General features: G+C 46.9%; 15 protein-coding genes. 5 read left to right on the forward strand and 10 right to left on the reverse strand.

Annotated features, from left to right (window positions below; all coding sequences use genetic code 11):
* Positions 1 to 45 precede the first annotated feature (45 nt).
* The 4 genes from QF041_RS12955 to QF041_RS12970 all read left to right on the forward strand — a co-directional run bounded on the left by QF041_RS12955 (position 46) and on the right by QF041_RS12970 (position 2933).
* A complete protein-coding gene (locus QF041_RS12955) occupies positions 46 to 1089 on the forward strand; it encodes a S66 family peptidase (protein ID WP_307414497.1) in 1044 nt (347 codons plus the stop codon).
* Positions 1090 to 1153: 64 nt separating this feature from the next.
* Positions 1154 to 1459 carry an acetyl-CoA acetyltransferase gene (locus tag QF041_RS12960; protein ID WP_211084081.1) on the forward strand — a complete coding sequence of 102 codons (306 nt, stop codon included), beginning with the start codon at positions 1154 to 1156 and terminating at the stop codon, positions 1457 to 1459.
* 235 nt (positions 1460 to 1694) lie between these two features.
* Entirely contained in the window at positions 1695 to 2456 is a 762-nt protein-coding gene (locus tag QF041_RS12965) for a threonine/serine exporter family protein (protein WP_307416956.1), read from the forward strand.
* A gap of 18 nt (positions 2457 to 2474) precedes the next feature.
* Entirely contained in the window at positions 2475 to 2933 is a 459-nt protein-coding gene (locus QF041_RS12970) for a threonine/serine exporter family protein (RefSeq protein WP_047842069.1), read from the forward strand.
* A 132-nt stretch (positions 2934 to 3065) separates the two neighbouring features.
* Here the strand turns inward: QF041_RS12970 and QF041_RS12975 are convergent, their stop codons facing one another.
* The 10 genes from QF041_RS12975 to QF041_RS13020 all read right to left on the reverse strand — a co-directional run bounded on the left by QF041_RS12975 (position 3066) and on the right by QF041_RS13020 (position 13226).
* Entirely contained in the window at positions 3066 to 3617 is a 552-nt protein-coding gene (locus QF041_RS12975) for a DUF2569 domain-containing protein (protein WP_307414498.1), read from the reverse strand.
* Between the two features lie 112 nt (positions 3618 to 3729).
* Positions 3730 to 5571 (reverse strand): transglycosylase domain-containing protein, encoded by a 1842-nt coding sequence (locus tag QF041_RS12980; RefSeq protein ID WP_307414499.1) that lies wholly within the window; start codon positions 5569 to 5571, stop codon positions 3730 to 3732.
* 20 nt (positions 5572 to 5591) lie between these two features.
* The gene (locus tag QF041_RS12985; protein WP_307414500.1) at positions 5592 to 6332 is read right to left on the reverse strand and encodes a hypothetical protein; all 741 of its coding nucleotides are present in this window, start codon (positions 6330 to 6332) and stop codon (positions 5592 to 5594) included.
* A gap of 98 nt (positions 6333 to 6430) precedes the next feature.
* Positions 6431 to 7564 carry a sensor histidine kinase gene (locus tag QF041_RS12990; RefSeq protein WP_307414501.1) on the reverse strand — a complete coding sequence of 378 codons (1134 nt, stop codon included), beginning with the start codon at positions 7562 to 7564 and terminating at the stop codon, positions 6431 to 6433.
* A gap of 55 nt (positions 7565 to 7619) precedes the next feature.
* Positions 7620 to 8354, reverse strand: a complete 735-nt coding sequence (locus QF041_RS12995; protein ID WP_307414502.1) for a response regulator transcription factor — start codon at positions 8352 to 8354, stop codon at positions 7620 to 7622.
* Entirely contained in the window at positions 8351 to 9307 is a 957-nt protein-coding gene (locus tag QF041_RS13000; protein ID WP_307414503.1) for an aminoglycoside phosphotransferase family protein, read from the reverse strand. Before QF041_RS13000 ends, QF041_RS12995 begins: the two co-directional genes overlap by 4 nt.
* Before the next feature lie 107 nt (positions 9308 to 9414).
* On the reverse strand, positions 9415 to 9873 hold the full coding sequence (locus tag QF041_RS13005; RefSeq protein ID WP_051449640.1) for a DinB family protein: 459 nt from the start codon (positions 9871 to 9873) through the stop codon (positions 9415 to 9417).
* Between the two features lie 363 nt (positions 9874 to 10236).
* Positions 10237 to 11178 (reverse strand): DUF1963 domain-containing protein, encoded by a 942-nt coding sequence (locus QF041_RS13010; RefSeq protein WP_307414504.1) that lies wholly within the window; start codon positions 11176 to 11178, stop codon positions 10237 to 10239.
* A 342-nt stretch (positions 11179 to 11520) separates the two neighbouring features.
* Positions 11521 to 12810 carry an ammonium transporter gene (locus QF041_RS13015; protein WP_036610695.1) on the reverse strand — a complete coding sequence of 430 codons (1290 nt, stop codon included), beginning with the start codon at positions 12808 to 12810 and terminating at the stop codon, positions 11521 to 11523.
* On the reverse strand, positions 12807 to 13226 hold the full coding sequence (locus tag QF041_RS13020) for a hypothetical protein (RefSeq protein WP_036610699.1): 420 nt from the start codon (positions 13224 to 13226) through the stop codon (positions 12807 to 12809). Before QF041_RS13020 ends, QF041_RS13015 begins: the two co-directional genes overlap by 4 nt.
* A 285-nt stretch (positions 13227 to 13511) precedes the next feature.
* Here QF041_RS13020 and QF041_RS13025 point away from each other — a divergent pair, with 285 nt between their 5' ends.
* Positions 13512 to 14003 (forward strand): DinB family protein, encoded by a 492-nt coding sequence (locus tag QF041_RS13025; RefSeq protein ID WP_307414505.1) that lies wholly within the window; start codon positions 13512 to 13514, stop codon positions 14001 to 14003.
* The last annotated feature ends 25 nt before the right edge of the window (positions 14004 to 14028 follow it).

Raw genomic sequence — 14028 nt, forward strand, 5'->3', positions numbered from 1 at the left:
CAACTACATTAAATCGATATATTCCCAGGAAAGGGTGTTTCCACAATGAATCAACGTTCGATCCGTTATCCACAACCACTCGCTCCGGGAAATACCATCGGTGTGGCAGCACCCTCCAGCGGTGTTGGCGAATCCCTGCACCATTACCTTGAGGAGAGTAAACGCAACATGGAGCGCCTTGGTTTTGGCGTTATGGAAAGCCCGTCGCTCCGCCACAATACCAAATGTGTGAGTGCCTCCAAAGAAGAACGCGCCGAAGAGATGAATGAATTTTTCCGCAATCCAAATATTCAAGCCATTATCCCTCCATGGGGCGGGGAATTTCTGATGGATATCCTCCCCCTGCTGGATTGGGAAGCCTTAAAATCGTTGCCGCCCAAATGGGTCATGGGATATTCGGATATCAGTACGTTCTTGTTCGCCTATACCCTGATCACCGGAACAGCATCAGCACATGGCACCAACTATGTTGATCTAAGATCAAACGCCCTCGATCCCGTGACTGCGCGCTGGATTGATGTGTTACAGACCAAATACGGCGGACAGATCACACAATCGTCTTCTACACATTATCAATCGGCATGGAAACCGGAATCTCCTGGATTTAACCTGGATACACCTTCGTGCTGGAAACAGCTCGGCCACTCGGAAGATGCAGATACAGATGTGGCGTTCTCCGGTCGGCTGATCGGCGGCTGCATGGATACGATCTCCAGTCTGATTGGCACGCCGTATGCACCTGTTGCATTCTATCTGGATCAGTACTGTGCAGACGAAGGAACGATCTGGTATCTGGAAAGCTGTGAGATGAATGCGGGGGATATCTACCGTCATCTGTGGCAGATGAAACAGGCTGGCTGGTTTGCAGGTGTAAAAGGCTTCATGTTCGGCCGACCTGCCGGTTATTCCGATACAGCCGATTTTAATTTCACCGATGCCCTATCCTCTGCACTTGGGGATCTGGATGTCCCTGTACTGTACGATGTGGATCTCGGCCATGTTCCGCCCCAGCTCACCTTTGTGAATGGAGCATTAGGCAAAGTCGCTTATGAAAATGGACGCGGGAGCCTTGAGATGGCGTTTGTGTAATCACCTTTTATAGGCAGATGCATACCTTGAAGTAAGAACTTATTTTGAGGAAGGGTTGTGCATCATGTCTGAATCCACATCCACGCCATCCACGCGTGTCGTGTATCAAGCCAATCAACCGACGCTTCAATCCGTGCAAAGTGTACGGAATATGCTTCATCATACAGCCCGGCAGCATGTAGGCAAGAAGGTACAAGTCCAGAATATCGATGGGCAAGTGTGGGAAGGTGTCATCATCAGTGCAGACCGGGGGATTTTGTATCTCCAGGTTACCCCGATGCATGGATATCCTGAACCGCGCGCCTTGTTTGGACCAACCATTTTGCCGCTTGTGCTGTATGAATTGTTGGTTATCACACTGTTGATGTAGTGGTATTGTACTTCCATATTCGAACCTGTTCCAAGAAGCTTCGCTCCTGAGATCTTTAAGTCTTGGGAACGAGGCTTTTTTATCGTCCTGGCGATGGTGCGGTATGATTCCTTGCGAGCGTGTGAAATATGATACAATGGTGTCGCACCACCCCATATCTCATATGAAACGGAGCTTGATCCGGTTGGAATACATACGTCATGATTCATCACCCGTATCGCAAGCCGAGACGGGTATGATTGGCAGCAACCCTACTGAACAATCCCGCGTGATTGCAATCTGTCTGCTCGCAGGCAAAATCATGCTGCAAAGCGGTGGTGAAACCTACCGTGTGGAAGATACGATGAAACGTATGGCGGCTGCGCTTGGTTTACCCCATTCGCACAGTTACGTTGTTCCGACAGGTATCTTCTTCTCTGTTGATGCAACCGAACCCGCCAAGCTGATTCGTATCTCCGAACGTACAACGGATCTGGACAAGGTGTCCGAGGTGAATGCGGTCTCCCGCCGCATCGGACAAGGTGAGCTATCCGCTCAGGAAGCCCATGATCTGTTGGTACAGATCGAAGGCAAGCCCTCCTCCTATTCAACGGCTGTGCAACTTACGGCCGCAGCGTTATCCAGTGGTTGTTTTACCATTATGTTTGGCGGGGGCTGGAGCGACTTTCTTCCGGCGCTAATCTGCGGGGGCATAGGTTATGCAGCCGTTATTGCCTTTCACCGGTTGGTGCGGGTCAAATTCTTTGCCGAGCTTACGGCATCCTTTGTTATTGGCTTACTCGCTTTTCTCCTGATCTATCTGGGGGTCGGTCATGAACGGGACAAAATCATCATTGGTTCGGTTATGCCGCTGGTTCCAGGGCTACTGATTACCAATGCAGTACGCGACTTGATGGCCGGGCATCTCGTATCCGGATTATCCAAGGGAGCCGAGGCATTTCTGACTGCTTTTGCCATAGGTACAGGCATTGCAGTTGTATTTTCACTTTTTATGTAAGACGGAGGAATGCAGGATATGCTCCATTTTATTGAACAAGCCTTAACCAGTTTTGTCGCTTCAGCCGCGTTTGGGATCATCTTCAACGCACCACGGCGCATGCTGCTCCACGGTGGATTTGTCGGCATGATCGGCTGGATCATCTATATCGTGCTTGAATATGCAGCGGATGCGGTTCCTGCTACACTTGCAGCGACCATAGCCGTAGGTGTCATCAGTCAAGTATTCTCTCGCATGTTTCGCGCACCCGTTATCATCTTCAGCGTCGCAGGCATCATTCCTCTCGTTCCTGGTGGACTGGCGTATAATGCAATGCGAAGTTTTGTGCAAAATGACTACAGTGCCGCTATGGAGATGGCCGCCAAGGCACTCATGTTATCCGGCGCTATTGCTGTAGGCTTGGTGTTATCGGAGGTATTAAACCAGATGATACGCCGAATTCCCGCCTCACTGCGGACAAAATCATCATCGAAATGATTATTCTTTTCATAATATTCAACACGTGGAAGGCCCGTTAGGCATACAGGATGAAATCTTGTATACTAACGGGCCTTCCGTATCGCTTTTTATAGAGCACTATAGTGCAGTGAGACAATCAAAGAAATCTATTTACTTCACAAACGTATTTTTCACACGTACCGACCTCAGGAAATATGGAATGAAGATACAGCACGTCAGAATGGATCGTACGATCAACTGAAAAGCCGGAGTTGCATCAAGCACATGCTGTTCTCTTGGGATTTCATTGCGCGCAATCAGAATCCACGTCACGATGCTTATGATCACATTCATCAGGTACATCACCATCATCATACGCGGAAACTGTCTCTTCCGTTTATATAAAAGAATGAGATTCACGATAACGATCATTAATAGAATGGTACTGCTTATGAAACCAAACCACAGGAGTGGACGGATCATCTCCGTGTAAATCTGAGGATCGACACCACGGCTTACTTCCCATCTGGCAGGGTCCATGATGACATTCACCTGCGATACATCCGAGATGAGAAACACCAGCGCAAGCCAAAGACTGATCTGGATTAAAATAAGCCATCCGCCCAATCCGGAGATACCAGGCCGTTCCGGTCTGATACCGGTTTTGGATTGCAGCGAGTTCATATCCGTATCTGTATCCGAGTTCCTATATTTATAGTTCATTTCAGCCTCCGTTTACGATAGATAAGACACATATTATACACTAGAAGCTATACTCTGTGTTATCCAAGAGAAGGAAAGAACCGTCTGGGCTATAGTCTCTCTCTCTTGCATTCTATTGGGTAGCACGTCTCATCACTGTTGCGAACAACTCCGCTGCAACACCACTTCCTGACCTCATATAATGTTCTTCATCCGTATGATCAAATCCCATCCAGACCGCCGCAGTCCAGCTGCTCGTATAGCCCACAAACCACAGATCCCGATTGGCCTCTCTTCCCACACCAGGTAATGCAGCCTGTGTTGTTCCCGTTTTCCCTGCTACCTTGTGCTGACCTAACTGTGCACGGCTTCCTGTTCCCTGACTGACTACATTTTGCAGCATTCTGGTCATGGCATTCGCCGTACTGGAGGAGATTACCTGCTTATTTTCCGACTTATGAGCAAATATTGTCCGTCCTTGTGAATCTGTAATCTCGCGTATCAGATGGGCTGTATTCAACTTGCCATTATTCGCAAACACCGTGTAGGCCTGAGCCATCTTCATTGGAGACGCCCCCTGATGCACACCGCCCAGAGCAATCGAGAGATTCATATCCTCTTTCCCCAGTTCAATACCGAGCCGTGCTGCAAATTGATGTGCATAGTTCAGTCCGGTCTCATGAAGCAGCCATACGGCTGGGGCATTGATGGACTTTTGCAAGGCTTGGGACATGGCAATTAAACCACTGTAACGCCCACCGAGATTGGAAGGTTGATAGCTGCCATATTGCATGCGTTTATCCGGTAGTATGCTCTCTGGCTTGAACTTCCCCGACTCCAACGCAGGGCCATATGCAATAATCGGTTTAAAAGAAGAGCCTGGCTGCCTTGCATCCATAATCGCTCGGTTGATGCCCCCTTTTAAAGGATTACGTCCACCCATCATTGCTTTCACTTCACCGTTATGCTGGTCGATAATAACCATACTTGCCTGAACCAGCTCGTCTTGGCGATCATCGGGGAATCGGGTAGCGTCTGCAAAAGTTTCTTCCATCGCCAGTTGCGCCTGTTGGTCTAGCCCAGTTTGAATAACCCAACCTGCCGATTGAATCTCTGCTTCACTTTTACCTGTGAGCCGAGAAGCCTCCTGAATCACAGCATCCACGGCAGACACATATGCGGGCTCGCTCAAGCCCGGTGAAGTTGTTGCATTCAATACGGTTTCAGGCGGCGTGAAATCGACGTCACGGGCTACGAGCATCTGCTTTCGTGTAATTAGTCCCTGTTCATGCATTAGTCCAAGGATAACGGCACGTCTTTGTTTGGAAAGTTCAGGATGATCTACTGGATTGTATATGGATGGACCTTTGGGGATTCCGGCTAATGTAGCAATCTGCCATAGTTCCAACTGGTGCATATCCTTAATTCCGAAATACCGCCAGGCTGCCGCTTTTACACCATACTGCTGGCGTCCCATGTAGATCTGATTCAGATACATTCCCAGAATTTCAGCCTTGCTATACTTCTTCTCCAGGGCCATCGCAATCGATATCTCATTCACCTTTCGACTCAACGTTTTATCCCCATTCAAATACAGATTTCTTGCCAGTTGCTGCGTAATGGAGCTTCCTCCCTGACTCAGATCCATATGTATAATGTCTTGCACAATGGCCCTGCCGAGGCCGATGAAATCCAGTCCATCATGGTTGTAGAAACGTCGATCTTCTGTAGCCAAAAAGGCCATCTTTAATAAATCTGGCATAGCGTTCAGGTCAGCATATTCGGAATACCCTTTGGTCTGCGTATGCAACCTCGAAATTTCGGTCCCCTCTGCATTCGTAATAATGGTTGAAGAGGCCTCCTGCATGGCCTCTGGACGATTGCGAAGCATTCCTTCGCCATAAGTAATTAGATAGAGATAGAAAAGGGTCAATATCAAAACTACAATCACTGCGGCATCAAAAACGTAATACATCCATCGCTTGCTCCCGTGCTTCAACATTCAGGCTCCTTGTTTACCCGTTCAATTGAAACTTCGTGTTCCTGTCTATCTCGTTGTGTAATCTCCAGAGCATGTTGAAGCAGCAATGTCTGTTCATACGCCAACTTGACCCAATGCTGAACTTCAAACTCGCCCTGGCACCGGCCTTGGATGATCTCATCCAGAGAAGATTGAATACCGTAGAGAGTAAGTTTTATTGGCAAGTCAACCTGTATAGAAGTAGTTTGAGCCTTCTCCTTGTCTTCTTCATTCTTTTGCTGAAGGCCGGGTTGCTCATTCTGAATAGATGCTCCCTCTATCTCTCTTCTCTCCTGTTTCGGTCCTGATATGCTCAGCCCATCCTTATGCATGAGAAACGCAATCGTATTCAGATTAGCAGCAATTTGTTGTAATTCACCACCACTTAGAACATCAATTCTTCCAGGATTGTGGCCCAATGCAAGTTCGGCTGTTCTGCGTGCAAGTTGACTGAGATCTTCCGCAATCTTCTGGGATCGAATCCAGAAAAAGATCGCAAACACGGCTCCTCCAATGAAGATAAAGAGCGGCTTTGTTCCGATATGGTTGATTCCCCAGTTCATCATACGCGTTATCCATGCTGCATCTGGAAGGACGTGGTGATGCGCAAATCGTAGCACGTGATAAACGACAAAAAGGAGCGCTGCACTCAGTAACGCGCTTGCTCCTGCAATGTATATGTATCTTAGTCTTACAGTACTGAATTGAGACTTCATACTCGGTATCCTCCTCATACAATAATATGGTAATAGAGGTAGCATACCGAATATTTCTTAATGAGGAAGTAGTTAACTTCTTACCAAATTCTTAATTATTATTCCTCTGAGTAGTTACTTGATGGAGCAACAGTTACAGGGAATCGGGTAACAAAATCCGTTCTGCCATTTTCACTGTAAGCAACGATACTTCCTCGATGTAATTCAATCATCGATTTGGCAATCGCTAGACCGAGACCGGTACCTCCCGTATCGCGGGAACGGGATTTATCTACCCGATAAAATCGATCAAATAGATGTGGCAGATCTTGTGCCGGGATCGGTTCACCATAATTACTGATGCGGACTACAGCCTCTTTACCTTCAAGGGCCAGCCCAATCTCCATTAGTTTACCTTGCGAACCATACCGAATGGCATTGCTGAACAGATTCTCATATGCTCTTACAAGCTCCCCCGGAGCAGCTTGTATCCATAGTGGCTCTTGCCCGCCGATGATCTTGTAGGTCATGCCAGCATCCTCCAGCATGGGAGCAAACTCTTCAGCCAGTTGCATCAGAAACGAATTCAGGTTCAACGCTTGAAAAGACAACGGAAGACTCCCGCCGCTCACACGCGTATATTCAAACAAGTCATCGATTAACTTGCGAAGGGTCAGGGATTTCTCATAGGCGATGCTAACGTAATAGCGCATCTCAATCTCATCCTGGTACCGATCCTTCTCAATGTACTCCAGAAATCCCAGAATAGAAGTGAGTGGTGTTCTCAGATCATGTGATATCCCCGTAATCAGATCGTTTTTGGCAGCTACCGCATTACGCTCTTCCTGAAGCGATAACTGCAATTGTTCAGCCATCTGATTAATGCTTGCAGCAACCACTCCAAATTCATCCGAGGTCTTCACTTCGATGCGATGGGATAACTCTCCTTTGGCAACCTCCTGAATTCCTGCCGTAATTTCATCCAGAACCCGCATCACCTTACGAGAGAACAGGAAAAAAAACAGCACAAAACTGAGCACGCCTACCACAATCATCAAAGGCACCGAACCGATATTATTCACCAACCACCTGATCCCTTGGGCTGGAATGGAATAATCGGGATACGTCTGAGCTTCCAGGATGGTCTGCCCCACCTGACTGCCCCCGTACAAAATAACTGCAGTCAATATGCCGCTCAGCAGAAATGCATAGATAAATTTCCATCGGACTGTATTAATCAACTTTGAATTCATAGTAGGAACTCCCTGAATGTGTTCATGTCACATGACATCCTTTGGATGTACATGTTTATTGCGGTTTGATCATCTTATAACCAACACCCCATACGGTCTGAATGAACTTGGGATGTTTGCTATCGAGTTCAATCTTCTCACGAATCTTGCGAATATGCACCATGACGGTATTGTTCGACTCCATGAATTCTTCTTTCCAAACTTGACGATAGATCTGTTCCATACTGAGTACTGAACCTTGGTGGCGAGCCAGTAATTCAAGAACAGCAAATTCACGCGGAGTCAGACGAACCGGCTGCTCATCCACCCAAACTTCATGTGTATCGGTATTAATGACCAGATCATCAATAACCCACTCGTGCTCTTTGTTCTCCCGACCTTCATTGAAGGTATGATACCTGCGCAGCTGGGATTTCGCCCGTGCGACAAGTTCAAGCGGGTTAAACGGCTTGGTCACATAATCATCAGCACCTATGCTTAGCCCTGTGATTTTATCCATATCCATACTTTTGGCGGACAGCATAATAATCGGCATTTTTTGCTCTTCCCGAATTTTCATACAAGCTTCGATTCCGTCCATATTTGGCATCATGACATCCAGAATAATGAGATCGATCGACTCTTTTTTCAATTGTTCCAGTGCTTCAAGCCCATCATTCGCGGTGAGAATCCGATAACCCTCGTTGCCAAAATAAATTTCCATCAGTTTAATAATCTCCTGCTCATCATCCACAAGCAGAATGGTTGCTGGCTGTGCCACGGCATTATTCCTTTCCCTTTCATAATTCATGATCTGTTCAAAGTATACCACCGAGGTATGAAACTACGAAAATCATCGTGATCTTCACGGACACGCTCGATCTTGGCCATCATCTCAAGCGTCTCTTCAGGCTTCACCTGCTGAATCCACACCACAGAAGACACCAGCGCCATAGCCGTATACAGTGAATACAATCTCCAGAATAACTCATCCGGTTCATTGCCATCGAAATAGCCCTGAATTTGACCTATGGAATATGGAATACTGATCTCCGAAGCAAACAAACCCAGCTTCAAAAATTCATGAATGGGATCACCTTGATCATAACGATTAAAATCAATCACTCCTGCGAGTTTATCCTGCTTAACGACAAGATTGCTCGGGTGAAAGTCATCATGCTGAAATCCATCTGGACGATTTTTCATCCAACCGAGATGATCTGCAATAAACGTTAGAATAGCATGATCCTTTTTCATCACGATAGGGCACTGTTTATAACGCTCCACGTACCGTTGATGCTTCGTGCTCTTGCGTATATACCATGATTCGGTCTGTTCCCCCATCGGCAACTGGTGAATCAGCTGTAGCTGCACCCCTGCTTCAAAGCCAACCGCCCACTGTTGCTGTTCATTCAGTTGTGGCAATCTCTGGGAAGCATCTTCGCCTTCAATGTAGCTAAGAATCATATATCCGTTCTTCTCATCCAATCTACCTGTGCCCAACGTTGCTGGACACAGTACACCTAATTGTTGCATGCTCTGCAAATATTGATATTCCCTTTGCTTCATCCATTCCTCAGCGATATCATACACCCTCACCAGCACATGGCCTTGACCAGGGACAAACATTTTGAATTTAGTATCTGCTGAATAACCCTTCATAACAGGTTCAATCCGCGTGGCCTGACCAAGTTCAGGAATCTGTTTTAACCTGTCAATCAACGTATTGTCCATCGATGCATTCCATGTATCGTGTTGTTCCACATCCCGAATCCTCCGTTATTTCACGTATGGCGTGTAGTATCGTCGGTCTATTCCCACTTTAACCTATGATGTTTCCTATAACATGCTTATATGTATTCTATCCGTTTCTATTTAAAAAGTACTGATTCGGGTTCTTTGCCCGTTAGGGTCAGCATCGTATACAATTGTCCTCTGTGATGATATACATGCCCCATAATCTCAAGTAACCACTCCAGACGACTATAGGAAGCTCCCCAGTACGAATCCGTCACATGTAGTAACTCTTCCGTGTTAAACTGCCTGTACCGTTGGTATAGATACATCTGGTTATCAATCAAAGCCTGCTTGATCTCACCGAGCGAATGCACCTGATTCTCTGCATAGAATTGAGCCATCTCTTCTTCCGATGCACCTTCGGAAATATAAACATCCGCTCGGCAGATCACAGACAGATGGGCTAGTAGTTCTCCAACAGGCCGTTTACCTTCAATTGGAGTCAAAGCCAAATCTTCTTCCGACAGCTGATCACATATATCAATCAACGATGTTACGGCCACGTCAATATGTTTGAACGCAGATTGAATCAACAGATACACTTCCTTTTTATCCCATTATACAGAACATATGATCGGTTATCAACCAAGATATCCCTCCCTAATTTATACCCCAAATCTATATAAATTGAACAAAACATTTACACAAAACGTAGAAGACAGAAAGGACCTGAAGAAGCGGAGTGTTCGCCTTTATCACCGGACTTCCCCTTTATAAGAGGAATCAAAAAAATCTGGGGATAACAGCGATCGGAAGGTTGTTCTGTCATCGGAGTGTGCAGTGTAAATATTCTTTAGTTCAATTTATATAACAATCTACGAACAAAAAAAGTCCTTCCTCCTTCTTATAGACGGGATTCAGGACATTTTGTTGCCTATTTGTTTTCAAATCTTTGCTCAACTTGAGTATAACGAACAATACGTATGCTCGAATCGTCCAGCCTCCAAGTCAGACTTGCGAATGAAAAATTGCAGTTCCCCGCAATCCCACCATTGGAAACCAATAGCATCATGTGTATCTATCTTCAACAGCAGCAGCGTATCGGATAGTTCCTGCCATGTCCGATCCTCATCACCGCCGTAATGCTTGGTCAGCTTCTTCTCACACTCCTGCTCATTATAATCGTACTCTTCTCCCAGTGCGATCTGTAACAAGGCACGATGCTCGGCATCCGGATGCTGCCCGTCAGGATATCCAAACATACCACCCCAATTCAGCGTACTCGGATGATTCCAGCTCGACTCGAATTCAAGGTATCGGTCATACAGACTCACTTCCGTTTCGGCCTCATCGGTCTCAAGCAGAGACGGCGAGAGCTCATTCAGCGCGTTGGCGTCAATATATGCATATGTAGGAAACTCAAGGTTAGGCAGCACGGTCACCGAATGTGCAACAAACGGGGCTCCATCCAGCGCGGTATCACCCTCAGGCTCTCGCCTTATCAGGTTATGAGAACTCGGCTCAAAAATCACACGATGTTCAATGGGACAAGCAGTTTCATCCGTGCCAACGAAAAAGTATAACATTCCACGTTCAGGCAAAGTCCCGCGCCCATCATTCGGCGTATACGGCGACAAATCCACCAGGTTCAACTGGGCCAGGAAAGTCATTGGGACTCCTTCTTGTGTTACAGGCCATTCCATGCGACTTGGCAAATCCGGATGTCCACCCACACGTGAGTTTCCTGTTCTGCGATATTCATCCAGTGTGGATACATCGAGGCGAATTCCCCAGCGGCTTGAAGATAACAACAGATCGGCAGCAACTCCCAAACCATATTCCTCAAGTGTTTTACGGGCTTTTCTGGTCAGACGTTCACATTGTTCTGGCTTAATCATATAGATCCTCCCCTTTTGACAATACACCTATGCTGAGACATATTCAGGTTCACACCTGTATATTCTTCCGTCCCGACGTCTTTCCCTGCTTCTATATAAATTGAACTTAAGAATATTTTACACTTACCACTCCGATGACAGAACAACCTTCCGATCGCTGTTATCCCCAGAATTTTTTAGATTCACCTTTGCAAAGGTAAAAACCCGGGGATAAAGGCGAACTCTTCGATTCTACAGGTTCTTTCTGTCCTCTACGTTCTCGTGTAAATGTGTAGTCCAATTTATATAGAAAAAAGAGACTGACATCCCCTGTCAGTCTACTTCCTTAATTCTATATTCCATTTAACGATTTGGATCAGAAGACTTTTCCTGGTAAGCACGCATATGCTCCTCACCGTCCAGGAATTCATGGGCCTGATGGGCTGCCATCACACCATGATAGCTGATATCCAGACCCAGATCTTCCTCTTCTTCTGTCGAACGCACAGGCACAATTTTGCCAATCAACTTTAACCCGATCCAGGTCATGGCGAATCCCCAGATGACCAAGGCTGTAAGGCCAAGTGCTTGAACACCCAGCAACCTCCAGCCGCCGCCCATGAATAATCCACCATCCGTGGCAAACAGACCTACAGCAATCGTGCCCCACATTCCGGATGCAGCATGCACCGGGAAAGCACCAACTGGATCATCAATCTGCCGACGGTCCAGCCAGTTAGTGGCAGCCATCATCAACAAGCCAGATACTGCCCCAATGAATATCGCTGCTACATCACCAACAAAAGCACAGCCTGCCGTAATACCGACCAGTCCCGCAAGCGAACCGTTAATGACCGAGGGTGCATCTGAACGATTGAAGCGGAATAACGTATACAACAGCGTAACCGCACCACCCGAAGCCGCAGATAACATCGTGACAATCGCAATGTGACCAATTCTTACATCCGTCGCGCTGAGTGTACTACCCGCATTGAAGCCAAACCAGCCGAACCATAACAGAAATGCACCTACAGATGCCAATGGCAGATTGCTCGGGAGTGCAATGGCACTTACGCCAAGTGGCGTGTACTTCCCTTTACGCGGACCAATGATAATCGCAGCAGCCAGTGCTGAGAATCCGCCGAGCGCATGGATGACAGCAGAACCGGCAAAGTCTTGCATCCCCAGCTGACTAAGCCAGCCGCCGCCCCATGCCCAGTGTCCACCAATTGGATAGATGATCGCCGTCATCAATATGATATACAACAGATAGGCACGGAAGTTGATGCGCTCGGCTACCGCTCCTGAAACGATGGAAATAACAGCAATGGTAAAGGCAGCCTGGAACAACCAAAATGTCTCCAGGGATACCGGTACATCCAGGTGAGACAAATCCCCATTCAGGAAAAATCCCGTTACTCCCGCAAAACCGCCAACGTCCGAACCATACATCAGTCCAAAACCGATCGCATAGAACAGTAACGTCCCAATCGTAATGTCAGCAAAAACCTTCATAATAATGTTCACACTATTTTTATAACGCACAAAGCCAGCCTCGAGCAGGGCGAATCCACCCTCCATCAATAAAATCATCGCTGCACTCAGTACGACCCAGACCGTATCAATCCCGGTGCTTAACGTCTCCAAAGTCATGCTTGTACATCCTCCGTTTCACTAAGCTGTCTGAGCTCACGGATTGTATCGGGCGCAAGCTCGATTTCGTCCCGCTCAATGCTGTCCGGATGCTTAATTCGTTCTGCGATCTGATCCAATTCACGAATACGTCTGCGAATCTGTTCCATCTTGCGAAAACGTTCCTTTACCTGCACCATATATTCCACCGCCTGATGATGGGATGCTGGACGTCCCGCAAACCATTTGCGTACGGGCGACAACGATTGATAAGCAACCTCTTCCGCTCGACGCTTTTGTTCGAACTGTTCGATCTTCTGCTTGAGCGTTTGGATCTCATTTTCTTTTTTGACCTTCAGCCGTTCGATAAGGTACAATAAATCGGACGATGATATTTGCAATGCTGTATGGTGATACACCTCGTCGATTACTAACATATCATGTCAGGACTCCTTACATATCAAGTTACTTGTACCGATTATAGTTTGCCGGGGTCTGCCCGTCAATCTTTTTTTGGACTTGAGATGGATTTAAATGAACCGTTCATGGAGAACGGCTTTTTTTATTTGGCACAGATTACATCTAACAAGGCTAATCTTGCCCAGGTTCGCATTCACTCTTTCCATTCTCAATACTTATAGAATAAGCATCCACATTTTGGGTAATGAACATACACAGACTACCCGCACCATAGAACCCGTATATAAGGAGAGGATTGCACGATGTTTACTCGTAATGACGATATACGCAACCAAATCTGGGAAGCCGTCTCGGGACTTGAAGAAGAACAATTGAACCGAAAACCTTCACCTGAACAGTGGAGTATTATGCAAGTACTACGTCATCTGAACCTGATGGAAAATGTCATTGGAAAACAAGCCCGCCTGGCTCTCGAAAAGGGACAGACGGTGTCTGTGGACAAAAAACCATATGAATTATCGTTGGACCGCAGCCGCTCCGTCGAGGCACCACCCCATCTTCAGCCTCTAGCAGCGCCTGAAGCACTTGCACACGTACGCGGTGATCTGGACGAATCTCACCAAGCGTTAAACAACTTTGCATTGGATCATGATCCCGACCTGCTGCGCAGCAAGTCCTTTCCTCATCCCGTATTTGGTGAGATGGATCTTACACAATGGATTGACTTTACAAGTTATCATGAGGAACGTCATCTGGGACAGATCCAAGAGATCAAACAGCAGCTTGGCGTATAAACACAACCTCCTCTTTCACATAGCG

The sequence above is a fragment of the Paenibacillus sp. W2I17 genome (genome assembly GCF_030815985.1).
GTDB lineage: Bacteria > Bacillota > Bacilli > Paenibacillales > Paenibacillaceae > Paenibacillus.

Excerpts from the sequence above, each read along its gene's own strand:
- QF041_RS12955 (WP_307414497.1), top strand. The coding sequence starts at position 46 with ATGAATCAACGTTCGATCCGTTATCCACAACCACTCGCTCCGGGAAAT.
- QF041_RS12960 (WP_211084081.1), top strand. The coding sequence starts at position 1,154 with ATGTCTGAATCCACATCCACGCCATCCACGCGTGTCGTGTATCAAGCC.
- QF041_RS12965 (WP_307416956.1), top strand. The coding sequence starts at position 1,695 with ATGATTGGCAGCAACCCTACTGAACAATCCCGCGTGATTGCAATCTGT.
- QF041_RS12970 (WP_047842069.1), top strand. The coding sequence starts at position 2,475 with ATGCTCCATTTTATTGAACAAGCCTTAACCAGTTTTGTCGCTTCAGCC.
- QF041_RS12975 (WP_307414498.1), bottom strand. The coding sequence starts at position 3,617 with ATGAACTATAAATATAGGAACTCGGATACAGATACGGATATGAACTCG.
- QF041_RS12980 (WP_307414499.1), bottom strand. The coding sequence starts at position 5,571 with ATGTATTACGTTTTTGATGCCGCAGTGATTGTAGTTTTGATATTGACC.
- QF041_RS12985 (WP_307414500.1), bottom strand. The coding sequence starts at position 6,332 with ATGAAGTCTCAATTCAGTACTGTAAGACTAAGATACATATACATTGCA.
- QF041_RS12990 (WP_307414501.1), bottom strand. The coding sequence starts at position 7,564 with ATGAATTCAAAGTTGATTAATACAGTCCGATGGAAATTTATCTATGCA.
- QF041_RS12995 (WP_307414502.1), bottom strand. The coding sequence starts at position 8,354 with ATGAATTATGAAAGGGAAAGGAATAATGCCGTGGCACAGCCAGCAACC.
- QF041_RS13010 (WP_307414504.1), bottom strand. The coding sequence starts at position 11,178 with ATGATTAAGCCAGAACAATGTGAACGTCTGACCAGAAAAGCCCGTAAA.
- QF041_RS13015 (WP_036610695.1), bottom strand. The coding sequence starts at position 12,810 with ATGACTTTGGAGACGTTAAGCACCGGGATTGATACGGTCTGGGTCGTA.
- QF041_RS13020 (WP_036610699.1), bottom strand. The coding sequence starts at position 13,226 with ATGTTAGTAATCGACGAGGTGTATCACCATACAGCATTGCAAATATCA.
- QF041_RS13025 (WP_307414505.1), top strand. The coding sequence starts at position 13,512 with ATGTTTACTCGTAATGACGATATACGCAACCAAATCTGGGAAGCCGTC.